24 protein-coding genes are annotated in these 21,688 nt (G+C 43.8%); 7 read left to right on the plus strand and 17 right to left on the minus strand.

The window, feature by feature from the left end:
- Positions 1-22: 22 nt before the first annotated feature.
- The 7 genes from FS736_RS18830 to FS736_RS18860 form a co-directional block, all read right to left on the minus strand.
- Positions 23-1,231 (minus strand): MFS transporter, encoded by a 1,209-nt coding sequence (locus tag FS736_RS18830; protein ID WP_395883527.1) that lies wholly within the window; start codon positions 1,229-1,231, stop codon positions 23-25.
- Positions 1,232-1,783: 552 nt separating this feature from the next.
- On the minus strand, positions 1,784-2,311 hold the full coding sequence (locus FS736_RS18835; protein WP_144480170.1) for a YceI family protein: 528 nt from the start codon (positions 2,309-2,311) through the stop codon (positions 1,784-1,786).
- 170 nt (positions 2,312-2,481) lie between these two features.
- On the minus strand, positions 2,482-3,117 hold the full coding sequence (locus FS736_RS18840; RefSeq protein ID WP_144480172.1) for a coiled-coil domain-containing protein: 636 nt from the start codon (positions 3,115-3,117) through the stop codon (positions 2,482-2,484).
- A 22-nt stretch (positions 3,118-3,139) separates the two neighbouring features.
- On the minus strand, positions 3,140-3,586 hold the full coding sequence (locus FS736_RS18845) for a DUF5381 family protein (RefSeq protein ID WP_144480174.1): 447 nt from the start codon (positions 3,584-3,586) through the stop codon (positions 3,140-3,142).
- A gap of 121 nt (positions 3,587-3,707) precedes the next feature.
- Positions 3,708-4,610, minus strand: coding sequence for a GNAT family N-acetyltransferase (locus tag FS736_RS18850; RefSeq protein WP_144480176.1), 903 nt, complete (start codon positions 4,608-4,610; stop codon positions 3,708-3,710).
- Entirely contained in the window at positions 4,564-4,806 is a 243-nt protein-coding gene (locus FS736_RS18855; RefSeq protein WP_144480178.1) for a hypothetical protein, read from the minus strand. The genes FS736_RS18850 and FS736_RS18855 overlap by 47 nt, the downstream gene beginning before the upstream one ends.
- 833 nt (positions 4,807-5,639) lie before the next feature.
- Positions 5,640-6,155, minus strand: coding sequence for a DoxX family membrane protein (locus FS736_RS18860; protein WP_144480180.1), 516 nt, complete (start codon positions 6,153-6,155; stop codon positions 5,640-5,642).
- A gap of 310 nt (positions 6,156-6,465) precedes the next feature.
- Here FS736_RS18860 and FS736_RS18865 point away from each other — a divergent pair, with 310 nt between their 5' ends.
- Complete coding sequence (locus tag FS736_RS18865; RefSeq protein WP_144480182.1) at positions 6,466-7,164, plus strand: YhcN/YlaJ family sporulation lipoprotein; 699 nt, start codon at positions 6,466-6,468, stop codon at positions 7,162-7,164.
- A gap of 110 nt (positions 7,165-7,274) precedes the next feature.
- Entirely contained in the window at positions 7,275-8,246 is a 972-nt protein-coding gene (locus tag FS736_RS18870; protein WP_186326843.1) for a phosphotransferase, read from the plus strand.
- A gap of 59 nt (positions 8,247-8,305) precedes the next feature.
- Here the strand turns inward: FS736_RS18870 and FS736_RS18875 are convergent, their stop codons facing one another.
- Complete coding sequence (locus tag FS736_RS18875; protein ID WP_144480186.1) at positions 8,306-8,821, minus strand: DoxX family membrane protein; 516 nt, start codon at positions 8,819-8,821, stop codon at positions 8,306-8,308.
- 361 nt (positions 8,822-9,182) lie between these two features.
- Here FS736_RS18875 and FS736_RS18880 point away from each other — a divergent pair, with 361 nt between their 5' ends.
- The 3 genes from FS736_RS18880 (at position 9,183) to FS736_RS18890 (ending at position 10,512) form a co-directional block, all read left to right on the plus strand.
- On the plus strand, positions 9,183-9,605 hold the full coding sequence (locus FS736_RS18880; protein ID WP_144480204.1) for a DUF1801 domain-containing protein: 423 nt from the start codon (positions 9,183-9,185) through the stop codon (positions 9,603-9,605).
- Positions 9,606-9,617: 12 nt separating this feature from the next.
- A complete protein-coding gene (locus FS736_RS18885) occupies positions 9,618-10,076 on the plus strand; it encodes an SRPBCC family protein (protein ID WP_144480206.1) in 459 nt (152 codons plus the stop codon).
- A gap of 115 nt (positions 10,077-10,191) precedes the next feature.
- Positions 10,192-10,512: a hypothetical protein gene (locus FS736_RS18890; protein ID WP_144480483.1), complete on the plus strand. Its 321-nt coding sequence runs from the start codon at positions 10,192-10,194 to the stop codon at positions 10,510-10,512.
- 42 nt (positions 10,513-10,554) lie between these two features.
- On the opposite strand, the gene FS736_RS18895 is transcribed toward FS736_RS18890, so the two are convergent.
- Positions 10,555-11,739 carry an MFS transporter gene (locus FS736_RS18895; protein WP_144480208.1) on the minus strand — a complete coding sequence of 395 codons (1,185 nt, stop codon included), beginning with the start codon at positions 11,737-11,739 and terminating at the stop codon, positions 10,555-10,557.
- A gap of 489 nt (positions 11,740-12,228) precedes the next feature.
- On the opposite strand from FS736_RS18895, the gene FS736_RS18900 reads away from it, so the two are divergent.
- Positions 12,229-12,957, plus strand: coding sequence for a ZIP family metal transporter (locus FS736_RS18900; protein ID WP_144480210.1), 729 nt, complete (start codon positions 12,229-12,231; stop codon positions 12,955-12,957).
- A gap of 406 nt (positions 12,958-13,363) precedes the next feature.
- Here FS736_RS18900 and putP read toward each other — a convergent pair whose 3' ends face one another.
- Both putP and FS736_RS18910 read right to left on the minus strand, forming a co-directional pair.
- On the minus strand, positions 13,364-14,833 hold the full coding sequence (gene putP, locus FS736_RS18905; RefSeq protein ID WP_144480212.1) for a sodium/proline symporter PutP: 1,470 nt from the start codon (positions 14,831-14,833) through the stop codon (positions 13,364-13,366).
- Positions 14,834-15,267: 434 nt separating this feature from the next.
- Positions 15,268-15,573 (minus strand): hypothetical protein, encoded by a 306-nt coding sequence (locus tag FS736_RS18910; RefSeq protein ID WP_144480214.1) that lies wholly within the window; start codon positions 15,571-15,573, stop codon positions 15,268-15,270.
- A gap of 159 nt (positions 15,574-15,732) precedes the next feature.
- Here FS736_RS18910 and FS736_RS18915 point away from each other — a divergent pair, with 159 nt between their 5' ends.
- Positions 15,733-16,551, plus strand: coding sequence for an N-acetylmuramoyl-L-alanine amidase (locus tag FS736_RS18915; protein WP_144480216.1), 819 nt, complete (start codon positions 15,733-15,735; stop codon positions 16,549-16,551).
- A 48-nt stretch (positions 16,552-16,599) separates the two neighbouring features.
- Here FS736_RS18915 and pepF read toward each other — a convergent pair whose 3' ends face one another.
- The 6 genes from pepF to FS736_RS18945 form a co-directional block, all read right to left on the minus strand.
- Positions 16,600-18,414, minus strand: a complete 1,815-nt coding sequence (pepF, locus tag FS736_RS18920) for an oligoendopeptidase F (RefSeq protein WP_144480218.1) — start codon at positions 18,412-18,414, stop codon at positions 16,600-16,602.
- Positions 18,415-18,548: 134 nt separating this feature from the next.
- Positions 18,549-19,334, minus strand: a complete 786-nt coding sequence (locus tag FS736_RS18925; protein WP_144480220.1) for an SDR family oxidoreductase — start codon at positions 19,332-19,334, stop codon at positions 18,549-18,551.
- A gap of 94 nt (positions 19,335-19,428) precedes the next feature.
- Entirely contained in the window at positions 19,429-19,923 is a 495-nt protein-coding gene (locus tag FS736_RS18930) for a GNAT family N-acetyltransferase (RefSeq protein ID WP_260983661.1), read from the minus strand.
- Positions 19,920-20,441, minus strand: coding sequence for an SF0329 family protein (locus FS736_RS18935; protein ID WP_144480222.1), 522 nt, complete (start codon positions 20,439-20,441; stop codon positions 19,920-19,922). Before FS736_RS18935 ends, FS736_RS18930 begins: the two co-directional genes overlap by 4 nt.
- Complete coding sequence (locus FS736_RS18940; protein ID WP_144480224.1) at positions 20,442-20,837, minus strand: TIR domain-containing protein; 396 nt, start codon at positions 20,835-20,837, stop codon at positions 20,442-20,444. It lies immediately after the preceding gene.
- Positions 20,838-20,895: 58 nt separating this feature from the next.
- On the minus strand, positions 20,896-21,681 hold the full coding sequence (locus FS736_RS18945; protein ID WP_144480226.1) for a nucleotidyltransferase domain-containing protein: 786 nt from the start codon (positions 21,679-21,681) through the stop codon (positions 20,896-20,898).
- Positions 21,682-21,688: the final 7 nt, after the last annotated feature.

Raw genomic sequence — 21,688 nt, forward strand, 5'->3', positions numbered from 1 at the left:
AAAATTATAGCAAAATTCAGAGCTAAAGTATATCGATGTCTCGATTTTGAGCTTCGATCTCCACACTCAATTTCTTCCTTAGCATCGAAATGGAAATTGGCGTAATGATCGTCATGACACCAATCGTCGTGAATGCAATCCCCCAATTAAAATAATCGAGCAGGATCCCAAAAATCATCGGTGAAAAAATCGTTGCGCTAAAACCCATAACAGATTGGATTCCCAGTGCGATTCCTGTGATTTCCGGATCGGATACTTCTGTAATCATCGTGTTATAGATTGGGGAATCGGCGATGATGGTAAATCCATAGACGAAAACAAGCGGAAGCAAAATCCACATGCTTGCGGGTGTCAGCCAGCCAATCGACAGCGAACAGGCGATGCTGATATAGATGAACAATTTGATCGATTTTAACCGGCCAAACGAATCAGACATCCTGCCCCCAATGAAACTGGCAACCCCGCCAATCATCACCACAAACGCTCCAATAAAATTGCCAACCGAAATCGCATTCGCGACACTATGGGTCTGGAAGTAATACACCATAAAAGGCCCAATCCACGCCCACATCGCATAAAGCTCCCAGCAGTGCCCCGTGTAACTGATATTCACTAGCAAATTTCTTCTGGTCAAGACCCGTTTTAACAGCGTCATACTCAAACGCTGATTATGAATATGGATATTTTCCGGAATCCTTGAAAAGTAAATAAGCGAAGCAGCAAGGATTGCAGAACATGAAGTAATGAAAATAACACCCTTCCACCCCACCAAGTTAATGAACAAACCAGAAACCAGCAGGGAAAATCCCGAGCCGACCACAAGCGAGCCAACAAAAAGTCCCAGGGCCGCCCCACGCGCCCGGTCGCTCGAAGTCTGCGCGACAATCTTCATTCCCGGCACATAAATCCCCGCAATCCCTACCCCCGAAATAAATCGCAACAATAAAGCCGACCAAAACCCTTGCGCCAAAACGCTAAAAAGAATACCCGATAGCCCAGCGATCAGAGCTCCATACATAAACGAGTACTTCGGATTATAACGATCACTCAAGAAGCTGTAAAAAAACACCGCCGCCACATAGCCAATATGAAAAAAACCAACGATTATTCCCGATTGCGTCGAGGACAACCCCCACTCCCTCTCCACAACCGGCATCACCGCAGAAAAATTAAACCACACCTGCATTGCCAGAAATTGAGCAAACGATAAAGTCCATAACAAACGAGTCAAACCCATCACCGCCTCTCTCTTTTAACATTAAAATACCGAATTTTCGGAATTTTAACAAGGTGAGTTTTTCCTAGGGCAGTTACCCATCAAACCTGTCCGAACTCCCACTTACTTCGGACAGCTTTTCTGCATTTCCCGCTAAACCTGTCCGAACTCCAGCTTACTTCGGACAGCTTTTCTTCGTTTCGCACTAAACCTGTCCGAACTTGGACTTACTTCGGACAGCTTTTCTGCATTTCCCGTTAAACCTGTCCGAACTTCGACTTACTTCGGACAGCTTTTCTGCATTTCCCGCTAAACCTGTCCGAACTCCGACTTACTTCGGACAGCTTTTCTCCGTTTTCCACTAAAGTTGTCCGAACTTGGACTTACTTCGGACAGCTTTTCACCTCCAGCACCCAAACCTGTCAAAATTACCTCACTTTCTTGACAACTTTTCACCTCCAACACCCAAACCTGTCAAGATCCCCTCGATATCCTCCCACCAACCACAATCCAAAGCAAACCAAAAAAACCGTTCAGAGTATCTCCTGAACGGTTTCCAAATCGAAATTATGCTGCTGGGTTTACTTCTAGTTCTACTTTGATCTTGATGTCTTTACCAACCAGAACGCCGCCTGTTTCTAGTGCTGCATTCCATGTAAGACCGAAGTCTTCACGGTTTACCTTTGCTTCTGCTTCGAAGCCGTATACTTCGACGCCCCATGGGTTTGTGCCTTTGCCGCCGTATTCGACATCGAATGTGACTGGCTTTGTTACGTCTTTGATTGTCAGGTCGCCAGTTACTTTGTAATCGTCGCCATCGCGAGTGATGTTTGTTGATTTGAAATCAATTGTTGGGTAGTTTTCAACATCAAAGAAGTCTGCTGATTTCAGGTGGTTCTCGCGGTCCTCGCTGCGTGTGTCGATGCTTGCAACATCGATTTTGAATGTGATTGAAGCTGTTGTTAAATCTGCCAGGTCTGCTGCCTCAACATCAGCTGTATAAGAGCCGAATTGTCCTTTTACTTTTGATACCATCATGTGTTTTACTTCAAATCCGATTGCTGAGTGCGCCTGGTCTACTACAAATTTAGCCATTATAAATTCCCCCTGTTTTGTTTTTATCTCGAATTCGAGATATGATTCTAAAAAAATATCTCAAAACTAATTATTTTTAATTCGAGATAAATTTATCATGAATTCAAGGTGACTGTCAATACCTTATCAACATTTTTTTTAGCAGAATTAAAGTTACTGTTTATCAAATTTTATAATGCTTTTCCCTCCTTCCCTTTCAGCCTGATCTCTTCGATCCTCCACTTTTCCGTCATATCGTAAAAGCCCCCACCTTTTGACATGACGAATTGATAATTGTTTTCCAAATCGTCAACGGTAAGATAAGTAAGGACAATTTTTCTTTTTTCAACATTAAACTCGCTAAGGTCCAGGACTACACCAGGGTTCCAATCATGAGTACGATATTTAAAAGTAATAGTGCATGGACAATTGCCAGCACCATCAAAAGTGCCATAACCTATGAAATTTTGATGCAATATTAATTCCATCGCTTCTTCATTATTCCCCGCCGCTTTAAAAGCTTCAACAACTTCGATCACATCCAAAAAGTCCTGATATGAAACAGCGGATTGCGCTGCGGCCATTTCATCCTCCAAGGTTGAAAGATTCCCGGCCAAAGTATCATTCTCATTCTTCAGATCATCCGCGATCCTCGACCGGTTTTCGACCTCGATTTCCAGACTGGCAACCTTCTCTTCTAACCGCTTTTTGTCCTCCGCCAACCTCGAAGCCGAATCTGCTGTTCTGGCATTATCCAAAAGAGCAATCACTGTGATGACCAATAAAATAATGAGTACTGAGGTAACGTAATTTTTCTTCCCGCCCACCATTTTCACCCCAATTGCCTTTTTAAAATTTCACGTTGACTTCTTCTGCGTCCTCCCAATTCGGATCAACTTGAGGAATGTATTTTTTCAATTCATCAGAGTAATCTTCAGGCTCTACCATGTTGAAAAGCTCAATATTCACCTCGGTATCATCTTTTTTCAATAATCCAAGGTAGCTCGATGACCCTCTCCAGAAATGGTAAAAGCCTTTAATTGACTTAATCTCTGCCGATTCCAGGTCTGATTTGATCCATCCATCCTCAACTACAAAAACCACTTTCGGCTTGATTAAATAAATCGTCGCACGAACGAAAATCGGGACAAAGAACAAACACCCGATTCCAAATGCTATCAAAATCCAATTAAGATTTAGGACGCCAAACAACAATGCCAGCAAACCCGGAACTGCGAAAACCGCTGACGCTAAAAATTTTACAACCAGCCTTCTCCGCCTCATCACTACCTTCATACTTTTGCCACCTTCCCATAGACATTTATAGGAAAATTATAAACTCTCATCCTTCCATTTTCAAAAATTTTCCACAACATCTACAGCAAAAAATCCGCCCTCGTGTCGAAGGCGGATGCTTTTACGATCTCAGTTCAAAATAATCCATCGTGGAAGTCTCTTCAAAACCGCATGATTTATAGAGGTTAAGCGCATTGGAATTGTCTGCCGCTACCTGCAGCATGATTTCCTCTGTGTTTGCCTCTTTCAGTTTTTCGATTGCCAGCAATAAAAGTGCCCGTCCGTATCCTTTGCGGCGGTGCTCCGGCAGTATGCCAAGGCCAAAAATCGCGCCAAGCTTCGAGGTCACCTGCAGATTCACTTTCCCGATGATTTGTCCGTCTTTTTCAACAAGGTACGAAGTCATCCCCCGCTTTTCCTCTTCCTCGGGAAGAATCATATCCTCGGCTTCGACACTTTCTTCGTCATCATTAAAATAAATCACATTTTGCCTGGCAATCTCCTTCGCGTCCGCATTCGTCGCTTTCCTGAAAGCGAGACCTCCCCGCTTCTCTGTCGCAAAGCCCAGCGCCTCATTTTTCAAAAACATCTCATATTCCGTGTGCTTATATTGCGCTCCACTCCCGGCAATAAACCCTTGACCGGCAGCCGAATCGCGGTCACTTAACAGCAGCATGCTTCCTGAACCCCTGCGTTTCCACTCATTGACAACAAGCTCAAACAATTTTGAAAAAATCCCTTGGCGCCGATACTCTGGATCGACCATCCCATTTACTTCCCATGGTCCGCCAAAGCTGCCAATGCCAATATACCCAATCAGTCTCTCCCCATCGAAGTACATGAATTCATTTACTGCCTGAATGCCTTTTTCATTCCCGCCTACGCCCAGTTTATAATCAAGCTCGAGCTTCAAAGCAGTACGGTCATGTTCCATGCATCGCTCCTGGAGTTGGCCGACTATTTCATAATCATCTTCATCAATTCCCTCTTTTAATTTGATCCACGGTTTCCCGATTTTCCTCACAAGCAGCACCCCATCTGTATAAAATCCCCACAATAAAGGATGTAACCATGATAACAAGCGGAACCGCCATACTGCGGTCTACCCCTTCCATGATCCCAGCCACCATGATTCCCAACAGCATAAAACCTGATAGGGTAAAATAGACTAAAGACTGATCCTTCTTCTGTTTGGTCGTATATTTTATTCGCTTAAACACCGGTTCACACCTCTTTCTCCCAAGAAAATTCTAACAAACCATCATGTAAAAATAACATCCAGAATATTTTTTTAAAAAACCGGTCTAAAACAGTGAAAAAAATAAAAACAGCATGCTAAATCTCATATGATTTTTAGCATGCTGTTATTGTTGCCATAAGAATTTATGCCATTTGAACATTAGAGTTTGCACTATCATTAATACGCCATGATCTTGATGCACAACAAATGGTCCGGCTTTAGATGACAGTCCTTGTCCAACAAAGCACCCTCTAAATTAATAATGAAATGAATACGTATTGTATATTGTCTTCTTACTCACGAGCAGCTTAATTGAAACCAGAGATAAAGATTGTAAATCCAATGTATTAGTGATAGCCTGTACAGACATAGTGTCTTTTCCTATGTAAAGGAGTAAATACACTATGCTTAGTAAGGATGAACACTTACTATTTATAAGAGAACTTGGACGTTTACAGAACGAGTTAAAATACTGTAGCGATGACCAAGTAGGGAATGCTATTCAACAGGACATTCTACTACTCCTAAACGCATTATCTTTGACTGCTAGAAATTAGCAGTTTTTTTAATTCCGTCCATATGTATAAATACACTATCTTACTAAACATTCCTGCTTTGTATGTTCAATATGACTCTTTAGCTTCTGTTTCTAAAATTATGGAGTGACATTAGGATTAGAGATGATGTGGCAAATAAGAGGATAATCCCTACCCATAGTCACATTCCACCATAAATACCTCGTATACTCCTTCAACAAATGGCTCCCAGTCATACTGGCAGCCATTTCTATTTAAAAGGGGGATTTTACAAAGGTTAAGCAGCGTTGCGTTCGACGGCTTCTCCGCGTTTGAATACAGTTTTGCGGATGAATGGAACAACCCAGCGGTCCAATCCGTATTTACCGGCGTTGAAGCCAGCAGCCAGGATGATGAACCCGAAGAAGATGTCAGTTGGGTTGTGAGATACGGTTCCGGCAAGGAAGAAGCTGAAGTTCATCACAAGTCCAAAGAACATCGCGGCAGTTGTCAGTGTTCCAAGCAGCAATCCAAGTCCGACAAGGAATTCCCCCAGCGGGACGATTGTATTGAAAATATCAACATTCGGGATCGCGAAGTTTTCAAGGAAGTTCACGTACCAGCCATACACCATATTTCCATCTGGACCTTTAACCGGGTTTGCGACAGCTCCTTTTAAAAAGCCTGTAGCGTCGAATCCAGGGCCAGTCAATTTGCCCCATCCAGCAGTCATCCAGTTGTATCCAAGCCATACCCTAATGACAGTCAATATACCAGCAGCAACATTGTTTTCTCTTAACCATTTAGCAAACATGTTCCTCACTCCAATAAGTTAATTAGTATTATTACACTCTTAAGATATCAAATTCATCTTGAAAATAGTGCGTTTTGTGAACAAATTCACAATTCCGTTGAAATCTTTTGAACGAATGGTGACAATGGCGTTTTTAGAGGACAATTTTTAAAAAGGCTGCCTTCTCTTGACTATTGATGATCATCTTTCTTCCGCAATCCAACCAACTTCCGTACAACAGGAAGAGGCAAAACTTCCTTCCTGCCCCCTGCATATCGCTCCAAAATTTAGACATCATAAAGATGACTAAACCAAACTAGGAGTGATCTAGATGAAAAAATCAATCATCATTGCAGGATGTGCAGTTTTTACAATGGGCCTGGCCGGATGCGGAGCGAATAATAATGCAGCCGAAAACAATCGTGACCAGCAGGTAGAAATCAACCAGGTTAGACGTGGTCCTGTAGCTACCGAGGATAACAGACTTCAGCTTGCTGACCGTACGGAACGCCAAATTGAGCAGATGCCCGAGGTTGATGATGCACGGGTCATCATCTCCGATAACAATGCGTATGTTGGAGTAAGACTGGCGGACAATAACCTCGACAACGATGGAAATGCTCAGGTCAATGATGCACTGGATGGCAATGGCAGGACTTTTGCCAAAAATGGCCGCGTTGACCAGGATGACAGCTCAGCCGGGAATGATGGCATTATTGACGGGCAGGGCGATGCTGGAAAAGACCGCAGGAATGATGGCAATAATGGTGCCAATATATTGGGCAATGGAAATGACAATGACATGAATGGAACAGTCCGCAATAATGGCAAGACAGTAACTTTATTGGAAAAGCAGATTGAGCAAAGAGTCCGCCAGACTAACAAAGGGATCGACAGAGTTTATGTTTCTGTTGACCGCACCGCTTATAACAGAATGGGAACCTTCGCCGATGATATCCGCACCGACAGAAACAGGGACGGCCTGTTCGAAGATTTCCGCAATTCGATGGACGATCTCTTCAGAAGATAAAATCAAAAGCATAGGATTTGCTTCCTATGCTTTTTTGCTGCCCATTAAAAACAGGAATTTCTCCCTTTCCTCGCGAAATATATCTTAGATCTATACTAAGGGAGATTAACATGGTCGTTGACACTGAGATAAAAGAGGAGATCTTTGAAGCGGTCACACGCTTGTTTGGAATCGAAATTCAAAGCTGGAATCCAATCCATTTAGGATATAAAAACTTAAAATGGCAGGTCAAAACAACTGCCGGCGATTTATTTGTAAAGCAATATAACAAGCAGCGATATCCGGAGGAAAGGGTTCCCGGCCTGGAAAAAGCACTGCAGATTCAAAACATGTTGTACGAGGAGGGCCTGCCGTGTCCTAAGCTTTTTCCCTATAAAGGGAATTTCGTCTTAAATACGGAGAATGGCGAACGCTTCGTTCTCATGGGTTTTAATAAGGGATTCACCCTCCCTCCAGGCAGCGCTAACTCCTATCAAATGTATAGTCTGGGAAAGGTCATTGGCAGGATGCACGTGCTGCTTGAGAAAAATATAGCCAGGGAACCGCTTCATTGGGATCTTTTATCAAAACCTGAAATGCTGGAAAACTGGAATGAGAGATATGAAGAAGCCATTGCTCTTGATTGCAGCAAAACCCTTCAAAATCTGGAGATACAAAGAAGGATTCTCGCGGAAAACGATACATCCTTATTTACTCAATGTGATAAAGGCTGGGCACATTGGGACTTGTTTGCGGATAATATTTTATTCAGCGAGAATGGGGTTTCTTCAATTCTTGATTTTGACCGGATGAATGTTGTCTATACCGATTTTGATATTTCACGGCCGATCTTGTCATGCTGCGTTGATGAAAATCGAATGAACGTGGATGGCGTTTCGGCATTTGTCAGAGGTTATCGGGAGTACAAGCCCCTGCCTTTTGCACAACTGATAAAATCGATAAAACTAACCTGGTGGAGAGAAGCTGAATGGGTCCGGGTTGAGAAGCCTGGAGACTCCACGCCCCTTAAACGGTTCAGTGAAGAGAATGTGTGGATAGCGGAAAATTGGGATTGCCTGGAGGACTTGTTTTCAGGAATATAAAAATGCTGCCAGGATTTCCCGGCAGCACGATTTATGAATATGGGGGGAGTTAACTCTGGTTATGCTGCGTTTCGGACACCATCTTCACCGCGTTTGAATACTGTTTTGCGGATGAATGGAACAACCCAGCGGTCTAATCCATATTTACCAGCGTTGAAACCAGCAGCCAGGATGATGAATCCGAAGAAGATGTCAGTTGGGTTGTGAGATACAGTTCCGGCTAAGAAGAAACTGAAGTTCATCACTAGGCCGAAGAACATTGCGGCAGTTGTCAGTGTTCCAAGCAGCAATCCAAGGCCAACAAGGAATTCCCCTAGCGGCACGATTGTATTGAAAATATCGACATTCGGGATCGCGAAGTTTTCAAGGAAGTTCACGTACCAGCCATATACCATGTGTCCATCTGGACCTTTAACCGGGTTTGCGACTGCTCCTTTTAAAAATCCAGTAGCGTCGAATCCAGGACCAGTCAACTTGCCCCAGCCAGCAGTCATCCAGTTGTATCCAAGCCATACCCTAATCACAGTCAAGATACCAGCGGCAATATTGTTCTCTCTTAACCATTTTGCAATCATGTTCCTCACTCCAATAATTTAATTATTATTATTACACTCTTAAGATATCAAATATATCTCGAAAATAGGGTTATTTGTGAAACTGTTCACATTTCTGTTGAAATGTTTTGAACGAATTTTGACAGCCTTTCATTTTAGGGATCCTTTTGCTTCTAAAAGCACCTTTATGATTGCGATTCCAGCCGCATAAGGGTCCCCTTCTTCTCTAAATACATCCCCTTTCTTGCCTCATAAGGGTCCCTCTCCTCACTAAACGCACTCTTTCTTTCCCTTTCCAGCCATATAAAGAGGATTTAAACCGGCAGTTCTAGAATGTAAAAAATACGAGTCATGATTAGTACGTGGAGGGAGGATTTTTAACGTGTACGAACTGAAAATAAAAGAAAATGATCATAGTGTCATCAGCTTTATCGAGAGTGTAGAAAGCCCAAAGAAGCGTGACGATGCGTACAAATTATTGGATATTTTTACAGATACGACAGGATATCAAGCTAAAATGTGGGGGCCAAGCATCATTGGTTTCGGATCCTACCACTATAAATATGAATCCGGCCATGAAGGCGATGCCCCGCTTGTCGGCTTTTCACCGCGCAAAGCCAAGATCAGCTTGTATTTTGCCACTGGCGACACCGAAAGAGAGGCTTTGTTGAGGGATTTCGGCAAACACACCTCAGGAAAAGCATGTGTGTACATCAACAAAGTGGACGATATTGATACTGAAGTATTGAAAGCACTGATTCATCAGTCTGTTGTCTTTTTAAAAGAAAGATACCCTGCCAGATAAGGAGGAATACGAATGGAACCTGTAACAATCCCAGATCTTACTGCCAGGCCATATGGCTTCACCGTTGAAAGGATCATGAGTTCCCCGCCTGAGGTTCTTTTTGAAGCGTGGACCGAAAAGTTCGACGAATGGTTTGCGGCCCCCGGCACGCTAATTATGAAGGCCGAGGTCAATTCAGTTTTTTTCTTTGAAACAGTGTTTAAATTGGACGAAAAAAGTGAGATACAGCGGCATCCTCATTACGGAAGATTTCTGCAAATCGTACCGAATCGCCTGATTGAATTCACCTGGCTGACAGGTGCAGGTGGAACAGAGGGTGCAGAAACAGTGGTCACGATTGAATTAACATCTCATCAAAATGGGACACTTTTAACCCTGTCACACAAAGGTTTCCCTAATGAAGAATCAAAAAGCCGCCATGATTCGGCTTGGGAAATGATCCTTGAACATCTTGATGAGAAAATGAGATAAATGGTTCCCAATCTCCCCTCCTGCAACAAAAATGTAAATAACTGGTCTTTTTAAAGACATATAAAACGGGAATTAAAAGGGCAAGAGTAGTTATTTTCAGATGGAGGGACCGATGATGAAAAAATCGACCAAAAATTTTGTACTGGCTTCCTTGCTATCAGCGGGCGGCGCTGTACTTCTGACAGCTGCCTACCGCAAGAGCCAGCGGGATGCGATACGTTTCCTTGAGGATACCGACATGAGGAACAGCGCGAAAATTGACCAGATGGAAAGTGTCGATGCGGGCATCGATCCCGCGGAAAAAGGGCTTACCCAGCTAGACTCTGCGATGCGCGCTGAGTGGATCGCCAATGGATTCCCGCAGACTCATATGGAAATGGAAGTATTGGAGAAGGAAACAGATGTTGAAAACAACACGAACTATGCACCGATGTAAAAGGTATAAAAAGAACCTCACCATTGTCTGGTGAGGTTCCTTTTACGCATCATGCACAAGCCTGTTTTCTTTTTTACCATGTAAAAAGTAATAGAAGACAAAACCTATGAGAATCAGCGGCACCATGGCAAGATACAAGCCGTTATAACCATAATTCGGCACCATGAAGCCGAGCAAGAATGGCCCAACACCTATGCCCATGTCCATTGCAATGAAAAACGTGGAGGTTGCGAGTCCCATGCGGTGCGGCGGTGTCATTTTGATGGCAACCGTCTGGGCGATGGATTGAAAGTTTCCATATCCTAAACCGATCAGCGCTGCAGCTGCCAGGAAAATCAGACTGGAACTGACCTGGCTCAGGGCATACATTCCGACCGCAAATAAAAGCAATGCAGGGTATGCCACGCTGTTTGCGCCTCTGGCATCCATCAGTTTGCCAGTGAATGGCCGTGAGAATAAAACGGCGATCGCATAAACGAAGAAGTACATGCTGCCCACCTCAACAAGGCCTGCCTCTTTCGCATATGACGCGATAAAAGAGAGCGTTCCTGAATATGAAAGCGCGATGATGAACATGACAATCGATACCGGAAGGGCATTTGGTTCAAAATAATTAGCCAGGCTGAACCTTCTGCTTTTCGTTCCATCGGCCTGGTAGTCCACGACCGGTTCTTTGATTGTGAGTGCAATCGGCAAACACGCAGCACCGACGACCAGGGAGAATATGAACATGCTTATATAACCAAACTCATTGATCATCGCCAGGCCAATCAGCGGGCCAATGGCTGTAGATAAAATCACACTCAAGCTAAAATAGCTGATCCCTTCCCCTTTCCTGCTGGCAGGAACAACCTGCGCCACAATCGTTCCGGTTGCTGTCGAAGCAAACCCGATCCCAATCCCATGCATGAAACGGATGACAAGCAGAAAATAGATGTTAGAAGGAATGAGATAAAGAGCAGATATAAGAACAAAAAACAGAATTCCTCCAAGCAACATCTTTTTGCTGCCAATCCTTGCAATTTCTTTACCGCCATACAATCTGGCAAAAAGAACCCCAATGATGAAAATACTCGAGGCCAGCCCCGCCATACTGCTGGTAGCGTCGTATGTATCGGCAGCGTATGAGGCCATTGTCACAATCAAAAGATACATCGACAACATAATGACGAAGTTCACGACCGAGATTGAAATAAAATCCTTCGTCCAAAGTTTTTCTTTTGGCATCAAGCTTCCTCCTCGCTTTACTTGTTGAATGCAATAGTCTATTTTGCTTGATAAAATTATTTCGGAAAACGAATTAAATTATAACGCTTTAACATGGATGTGTCCAGAGCCTTAAGTATCTGCCTGCATGCAACCATACTTTTAAAAATGCTATAAACCTTGTAGAGGTGGAGTTACCATGATCAAAAACATCACGGACAGCGCCACTAACCTCCCTTCCGAGCTGATGGCGAGATATGACATAACCGTTGTTTAGGATTATCTGAAAAAAGCAGAGCTGACTCCACAGGAATTTTTTCATAAAATGTTTGCTTCTAACGAGCTGCCAAAGACGTCAAAGATTACTCGGTACATATGCCGGGAAAATGGGATGATAATATCTTTTTAGACGGGATAAAATAAGAATACTTCAGCCACGCCTCCCCTCACACCACAGTTTTGTTCCAATCATAAGCGGGTAGTTTTATTTATTATGAAAGGGGAGTACATATGTGGAATGCAGCATTTTGGGGAGCAGTGTCAGGATCTGCAGTATTGCTAGGTTCCCTGGCAGCAATGATTTTTTCCATTCCTAAAAAGGTCATTGGTTGGATCATGGCCTTTGGCACAGGTGTCCTCATTGGCGCCGCTTCCTATGAACTTTTAGGAGATGCGGTTTACGAAGGCGGAATTTTCGCAAGCAGCATCGGGTTTGTCGCAGGTGCTTCTATCTTCACTCTGCTAGATATACTAGTATCCAGAAAAGGAGCATCCGACCGGAAACGTTCCGGCAAGCAGGCAGCTGAAAATGCAGGAATTGCGATCTTTATAGGGACAGTCATGGATGCCATACCAGAGTCGATCATGATTGGCGCAAGCCTTCTTGAACAAAATACTGTTAGCTTCCTTCTCGTCATCGCCATTTTCGTCAGCAACATTCCTGAAGGACTTTCCAGTACAGCAGGATTGAGGAAAAGTGGATATTCACGCCTGAAAATCTCAGTGATGTGGGTTTCCGTCCTGGTGATTGCCACGCTTTCTTCCTGGTCTGGCTACTTTTTTCTCAAAGATGCCTCGGAGGCTTTCATGTCTGGAATCTCAGGATTCGCAGGCGGCGGCATTATTGCCATGATCGCATCCACGATGATGCCAGAAGCTTACGAAGAAAGCGGACCCGTCACCGGCCTGATCACCGCGCTTGGTCTGCTGGCTTCATTGGTTCTGCATCATCTGTCATAAACTATGCCGGGCGACAAGCCCGGTCGTTTTCTTGGAACTTTTCCTCTTTCTCGGGCACATATTCCCCTTTTATCTGACCCAACTCCTTCACTTTCCTCTTTTACGGTCACATAATCCCTTTTTATGTGACCCAACTCCTTCACTTTCCTCTTTTACGGGCACATAATCCCCTTTTATGTGACCGAAATCCTTCACTTTGCTCTTTTTCGGGCACATATTCCCCTTTTATGTGACCCAACTCCTTCACTTTGCTCTTTTACGGGCAGATAGGACTCTTCAGCATTACCGTTCCCTTATGTATCTTCCAAATCAAAAACCTATGAAGCTTCATCATCGAGAGCTATGTCAAGAAGCCGGGAAAGTTCAAATAAAGGCTGCCAGCATCATACCGGCAGCCTTCACTCTTTTATTCAGTCATAATGTTTTCCATTTCATTGAATTCTTCTTTTACCGCTTTGCCTGGTCCTGTTGTGATTTTACTTACAACGATCACGGCAATCAGGCTCAGGAAGAATCCTGGGATCATTTCATACATGAACTCTGATAGTCCATCGATGCTGATCCAGATGATGACGGTTAGCGCACCGACAATGATTCCGGAGAGTGCCCCCCATCGGTTCATGTTCTTCCAGTATAGGCTCAGGAGCATGACCGGTCCGAATGCAGCACCGAAACCAGCCCATGCGTTACCGACCAATGAAAGTATTGTATCGTTTGGAGTGTATGAAAGCGCGATTCCGACCAATGCTACAAGCAGCACGGCTGCACGTCCAACAAATACTAATTCCTTGTCCGATGCTTCGCGGCGGAAGAACGCTTTGTAAAAGTCCTCCGTCAGCGCACTTGATGTAACAAGCAGCTGAGAAGAAATCGTACTCATGATCGCAGCTAAGATCGCAGCGAGCAAGAATCCCGTGATATATGGGTTAAACAGGATGTTTGCAAACATGATGAATACTGTTTCAGGGTTATCAAGTGCAACATCATTTACCTGAACATAAGCTATCCCAACCAGTCCTACTGCCAAAGCACCGATAATCGATACGATCATCCAAGTCATCGCGATTCTTCGTGCAGGCTTAAGCTCTTCTACAGAATTGATTGCCATAAAGCGTACAATGATGTGAGGCTGGCCAAAGTAACCAAGACCCCATGCCAATAGTGAAATGATTCCAAGGAAAGTCGTCCCCTTGAAGAGATCCATCATTGTAGGATCAATTGCACTTACTGTTTCCATGACATTTGTTGGTCCTCCAAGTTCTGTGAAAGCAACCACAGGCACCAAGACAAGCGCAAGGAACATGATGACACCTTGTACGAAGTCAGTCAAACTAACAGCAAGAAAGCCGCCGAATAGCGTATAAATGATGACGACACCAGCTGTCACGAACAATCCCGTACGATAATCAAGCCCGAATGCCGATTCGAACAAAGTACCGCCCGAAACAAAACCCGCTGAGGTGTACAGCGTGAAGAAAATGATAATAACAACTGCAGAGACAGAACGCAGAATTTTAGTTTTATCTGAAAAGCGGTTTTCAAGGAAATCGGGGATTGTAATTGAATCATTTGCCAACTCCGTATAAGTTCGAAGTCTTGGAGCTAAAATGAGGTAGTTCAAATAGGCACCAATCGATAGCCCAATTGCGATCCAGGCGCTGGAAATACCCGAGGCGTACATTGCTCCAGGCAAGCCCATCATCATCCAGCCGCTCATATCAGACGCACCTGCTGAAAGAGCAGTTACCGACGGCCCAAGACCTCGCCCTCCAAGCATATAGTCTGACAGATCAGACGTTTTGCGGTATGCATACAATCCAATGAGGATCATTGCAATAAAGTAAATCCCTAAAGATATAAATACTTCAAAAGTCATGAAATCTCTCCTTTTCGTTTTCCCTAAACGAAATAATTAACATAGTGGTAATATACTCAGGCATACAAAAAAATTCAGCCGAACCACACTGAAAAAATCTTTATGTTAATTATGCCGTCCAAGTTTTTTTTGCCCTCAGGGGGCTTACGGTTATCTAACCTAACAAACATCCTGAATTGTTTCAAGGATGTTACACCTTATTTTGAACAGGCAAAAACCGCGCCCTGACTAGTCCGTTGGGAATGGAAGCGCTTCCAAAATTAATAGAAGTAAATATATTTAAAAAATTCAGAAATGCTTATTCAGCGACTGTGCAAGTAATATTTATCCAAATTAAAACTCCATGAAAGCAAGGAGTTTTGATTATAATCCACAATTGAACAGTCATTTGCAATCACGGCACTTTCACATCAAGACAGACAAAATAAGGCTGCTCAATGTGATGAATGACTAACCAGGTAAAGCACCATGAACAAACTGCCCATTCCAAGAACAATCAGACTTGCATAAAACAATTTTCGCGCTAAACCTCCGATGAAATAGATGTTCAGCAGAACATAATAAATAAAGGCACTGCCGGCGATGAAAAGCAAATATTCTTTAAGGTACCCGACTGGCATTGGGTTAGTGATACTTGTCAGTACTAGCCCTCCAAATATGAATAGACCGATTATATTCATTACCTTTTTCAAATCTGAGTCCCGGTCCTTCTCATTTTTCGCATTTAGCTGAGTTTTCATCTTCCACCCCATTAATCAGACTTACTAAGTTCTACGATTTCAAACATCAAAGGTTCCAGTAAAAAAGAAAAACTACCCTCTTCCCAAGACAGGCACCCTTACCAATACATTTCCCCAGCATATCCTATATGGAAAGCAAATTATAAAGGAGGGAGTTTGATGAAACTATATTTAGATCCTGGCCACGGCGGCTCGGATCCTGGCGCGCAGGGAAATGGTCTCCGTGAAAAGGATTTGACCCTCGATATTGCGCTTAAACTCCGTTCAATACTGGAAAATAACTATAAAAACGTTGAAATCAGGATGAGCAGGACAGGCGATGTCACGAAAAGTCTGGTTCAGCGTACTGATGAAGCCAATTCATGGGATGCTGATTTTTATCTGTCGATCCACATAAACTCTGACAATGGTTCAGCCAGCGGGTACGAGGATTATATCTATAGCAGCCTTTCAAATAATTCATCAACCGCGAATTACCGCGATACCATCCACACTGAAGTCATGAAACTGAACCAGCTCAATGACCGCGGCAAGAAGAATGCCGATTTTCATGTCCTACGAGAATCAAAGATGGATGCCATGCTCTCAGAAAACGGCTTTATCGATAATGCCCAGGATGCCGCCCTCATGAAGCAGGAATCCTGGCGACGCGATGTTGCCCGGGGACATGCCAATGGCATTGCGAAAGCATCCAATCTGACACCGAAGGATAATGTCGATCGGGAAGAATCAGCGACCGATAGCGTACAATCTCTACACAAAGTGATTGCCGGTTCTTTTAAGGATAGATCGAATGCTGATCAGCTAGCCGCAGACCTGAAAGCAAAAAGGTTTGAAAGCTTCGTAACAACTGCTGAGATTTCAGGCGAGACCTGGTACCGTGTACAAGCTGGGGCCTTTTCGAATCGTGAAAATGCAGAAACTCTGATCAAGCAGATTGAAAGCCAGGGAATCGATGCATTTATCACGACAGACTAATATGTATGAACAGCCGGATCCTTCCCGGATTCGGCTGTTTTCATGCAGTTACTGCTCGTAGCTTTCTTCCAGCTCGGTGATGAGCTTACCGACATATTCAACTGCCTCATGGATTGGTTCCGGCCTGGACATGTCGACTCCTGCCTTTTTGATTAAGTCCAATGGCTTCATCGTACCTCCAGCCTTCAACACTTCGAGCCATTTTTCCACTGCCGGCTTGCCTTCTTCAAGTATTTGCCGGGAAACCAGCGTGGAGATGGTTAATCCGGCAGAATACGTATATGGATATAAGCCCATATAGTAGTGTGGCTGATGCATCCAGGTCAGGCCGGCTCCTTCATCCATTTCAACAGAATTTCCCCAGAAATTTTTCAAAACCTCCAATTTTAACTTGGATAATAAATCTGCTGTCAACGGTTCTCCCTTTTCGGCCAGATTGTATACCCTGCGTTGGAGCTCTCCCTCAAGCAGGTGGGTAACAAAATTATGATAATATGTCCCCAATAACTGCAGGATGACCCAGCGCCTTTTACGAGTGTCGTTTGTGTTTTTCAATAAATGATTTCCAAGAAGCATCTCGTTCATCGTTGACGGCGCTTCGATAAAGTACCTAGAGGGGCGGGTGTTCGTCATCCTCTGATTTTTACCTGCCAGGTAAAAATGGCCGGCATGGCCCAATTCATGGGCGAGTGTGAATGCGCCGCGCATCGTATCTGGCCATGTCATCAAAACGTATGGATGTGCGCCATATGGACTCGAGCAAAAAGCACCCGTACTTTTCCCTACATTGTCCGCATAATCAACCCATCTCTCGGAAAAAGCCATCTTGATCATCTCGCTGTACTCTGGCCCCATTATTTCTAACGCTTCTTTCACTGTTTCAGCCGCTTCCTCGTAGCTAGTCTCTATTTTATAATCCGGGTCCAAAGGGGCTTTAAGATCGGCGTTTTTCATCTTATCCAGGCCTAAGACACGCTTTTTTAAATTTGCATAGCGCCTCATATGCGGAGCCAATTCTTTCTGAATGACATCCAGCTGGTTATCGTACATCTCCTGGGTGACCTGCTGATCATGCAGAAGCATTGCCGTGGCAGACTCATAGTTCCTTAGCCTGGCCATTGTCACTTCTTGATTCACCTGGGTTGCGTAGGTTGCAGCAAAGGTATGTTTATAACGGTTCAAGGTCTTGTTAAAAGATTCATATGAATTCCGCCTTACCGTGCTGGAAGGTGATGAGGCATATTTTCCTGCATACAAAGCAAAAGATAAAGGAATTTCATTTTCCTCATCATCAATAAAAGGATCGAATTGCATATCAGACAATTTGCCGCGATTATAAATATTGTAAGGCGAACTGAACAATGAACCGAGAGCTGCCAGCGTTCCCTCCGTTTCCTCACTAAGTGCATACTGCTTCCGATCCTGCAGGTCGCTTAAATACTTTTTGAAAGGGTCTAATCCTGGCTCCTCATTTAAAAAACTCTCTAGTTTCCCTTTCGGAAGCTTGATGATTTCCGTCTCTGCAAAAGCCAGCTCCGCATTGACAATCGACTGGGCATCACTTGCGAAAGCCGCATCCTTCTGCCTTTCAGAATCGGAATGGTCAACCGATTGCCGCAAATCTGCATACATCGAGACAAGGTTAAGACGCTCCAACAGCTTCTCTCTTGCCTCAAGGCATTCGAGCAGTTCAGCTGCACTATTCCCAAGACTCCCCTTATATTGAGTAACTTTCGGCAAATCTTCCTTGACAGCCTTCAGTTCCCTCTCCCAGTCCTCTCTCGTTTCAAAAAGAGCCGTCAAATCCCATGTCTGTTCTTGATCCACATCCTGCCTTTTCAATCGTTCATTTGATTTCGTCATTTGCTCCCCTCCTCATTATTTTTCGTCTATTACAGCTATACCACAACAAAAAATCAATACACTTGGAATCTTTGGACGTCTCAGAGCAGTAAAAAGCCTGGCACTCAAACAAATGCCAGGCTTGGTCTTCACTGTCAGATTTCCATCGTCCATCTTTCTTCTTGCGTCTCTTTAAGCTGCTTTTCTGTCTCCTCAGGATAGACCGTCCGGAATTTATGATGGTCGGCAGGAATGATCTCAACCATTTTTGCGATCATGTCCTCAGGATCAAACTGATCCTTCAGTCCTTCTTCCTGCTTTTCCATATCCTCTTTCCTGGTAAAATTCTTCTCCTCATCGTACCACTTCCATTTTCCCTCAGCTGCACGCTTATTGAAGCCCGTTTCAAATGCTCCAGGGTTAATCGTCGCCACTTTCACATTGAATTCCGCAAGCTCTGACTTCATTGTTTGCGCGATTCCTTCAATTGCATGCTTGGTAGCCGTATAAGGTCCAACATAAGGCGTAGCCGATATGCCAGCCATCGAGCTCATGAAAATGATTTTCCCGCTGCCTTTCTTCACCAGCTTTCGCGCTGCGATTTGCACCGTTTCAAGCGTGGCAAACACATTCACTTCAAAAAGCGCCCGGATCCGGCCCATCGGCACCTCGGCCAGCGGCCCACCCTCATTGATCGCCGCATTCGCGACAAACACATCAAAATCATATTCACGGATCTGTTCACGATCCCGCTCATTGGTTATATCAAGCTTGAACACTTCCATATCAAGCCCAAGATCCTTAGCCTCTCGCATCAAATCCGTCTTCTGCGAAGTCAGCTCAGTCGTCGCAATCACACGGTGACCCTTTTTCGCCAGGCCCAGAGACGCTCCTCGGCCAAGACCGCTCCCGGCACCCGTGATGAAAATCGTTTTCTCCATGTCTGATTCCTCCAATCCTATAACAATAGTTCCCTCTTCCCACGATAATGTCAGACGAAACATAGAAGTCTTACATGTAAAAAAGCCCAGAGCATTAACTCTGAGCCTGTTTCTGCTTGCAATCAATATAGTGACTTGATTTTGGATACCGATCACCCTTCGAAAACCCAATAGAACAATAAAATAGATCCCCTTGTTCCGTGTCAGTATGAAGCACCAGAACCTTATAATGTTTATTCGCTTCATCCATAATCCTTTTTACCAGAAGGCTTCCGATCCCGTGTCTCCTATACGCCTTCCTTACATAAAACCTTCTCAGCCTGCCAATTTCCTTTTCATTCGAAAACGGGTCTTGATTCAAGCCGCCAATCGCAATCAGAGTACCTTCCTCACTGAAAACGCCAAACAACCCTTCCCCAGCATCGCTGAACGTATTACTGCCATATTTATAGTCATTGATCAACCTTTCCACAAACCGAAAGCCCTCTTGCTTGCTTTCAGTCACCAGGTCATCCAGCTCAATATCCAGCAGGTTATTTATTTGCTTGATCTCATATTTTCCGATTAAGTCCCCCTCCCGTTCAATCAATCATTTATTTGTTCCGCTTCACAACGCAGGCTATAAAAATACTGAATAATCTCCAATTCGTTTTTGATCGATTCCCTCAGCTTTATTAAAGTTCGCTTCCCTGCCCTCCGGTCGATCAACGCAAGAATTTTCACGACCATATCTTCGGATTTCAAAGCCTGATCTATTGGCAGATTCAAAAATTCTTCTACACTATCGTAAAAATCGTACTGTGCATAGATTCCTTCTTTTTTTACCAATTCGTGTGCTGTAACACCTATCTCACGATTAATTCCGGGATCATCATAGCCCATTTCATTCAGTCTGTGTAATTCACGATCCTTTCTATGAAGTCTTATATCAGAAGTAATCGTACACATATTAAGAACTTCCTTTTTATCCACTGTGACAAATGCCCTTCCCATCTGATCGTGTGCCCTTCGATAGTTAGTGACTGTAAAATTCACTCTCCCTTTAAGAGAATCGCATATTAAACTATCCAATCTTTTCTTCAACTTACTCCATAGTTGGCTGCGCAATTATGCAAGCTCCTCCTCCATAACCTCTTGTATTAACTCTTCCAAACTCCCAATACATTTCTGCACTTCAGGCAAATGATAGAACGTACTGGTTGTTTCGAAATGATCCACTTCGCCATTTGGTGAATATAGATAGATTCGTTTCCCAAGTCCAAGTGCTATCCCCATTTCGATATGGCTGCCTTTTCCTGCTGGCAAAAGAACGATCACGACATCGGCCTCCATGACTGCGGCCTTTTCTTTTTGGCCTATTTCTTTTAAGTCTTTAAATGTAGAGGCTCTTTCATTCCTCGTCCAATCATATGTCTGAATATAACCTCTATCGATCAGCTGCTTGCTGATATACCGAACTGCCTCTATGTTCTTAAAGCTCGATGCAGCGTAAAACTTTTTCACTTTCCTTTTCCCCCTCTAAAAAAAGACCGCCGTCCAAAGGCAGCCTACGCTATAAAACTCACTTCCAAACTTCCTCCAGCGTATCCCTGAAAAGCTGGTCCAGCTTTGGGGTGAAATCAGGCAAATCAATTTCAAGTGTTGATGCATATTCTCTTAATCGTGTAATCTCTTCGTTCAGGAATTCGTTGATGACATCAATTTTCGGTTCAAAATCCAGTTCATCCCCGCTTATTTTCCTTTTCAGCAAGGTATCAATCTCGCCCTTCAATTCCCCTTCAGGCAAAAGGTCCTCGAGTAGTTTCGGAAATTCTAATGGCGGGAACTCGTTGTACTTTTCAATCCATCGGGCAGCCAGGACCGGCCTTAGGACATAAAAATACTTTTTGATTTTCACTTGATCTCCCTGCAAGTACTCCCTGAAATTATTGCTCGCCATATTCAAATAATGGTGCAGGCAGGAATTCGGCGCGAAAACCTCTTTGCTTAGCTCCTTCATCTTGTCGACAGTTGAAAAATCCTCATAGTACACGATCCCTGATCGCAGCCATTCCATTAACGGCGGATTTGATTTTCTGAATAACTTCAGGGCCTTGGTCAGTTCCCACCCGGTGATATCCAGCAAATCATTGATCGGCAATTCGATCACATCTCTTTTCTTGCCGATCCCCATCTGGTCAATCGTCAGATAGTCTTCTTTTTTATGAACATAGATGAAACGGACATCATAATCACTATCCTTTGAAGGAAATTCCCAGGCCCTGCTGCCGGATTCAACTGCATAAAGGATTTTCACATCAAAGTCTTCTTCGATTTTTGTAAGGGATTTTAAAATGGTCTCTTTCAAAACGATT

Source organism: Cytobacillus oceanisediminis 2691 (assembly GCF_007678455.1).
Lineage (GTDB): Bacteria > Bacillota > Bacilli > Bacillales > Cytobacillaceae > Mesobacillus > Mesobacillus oceanisediminis_A.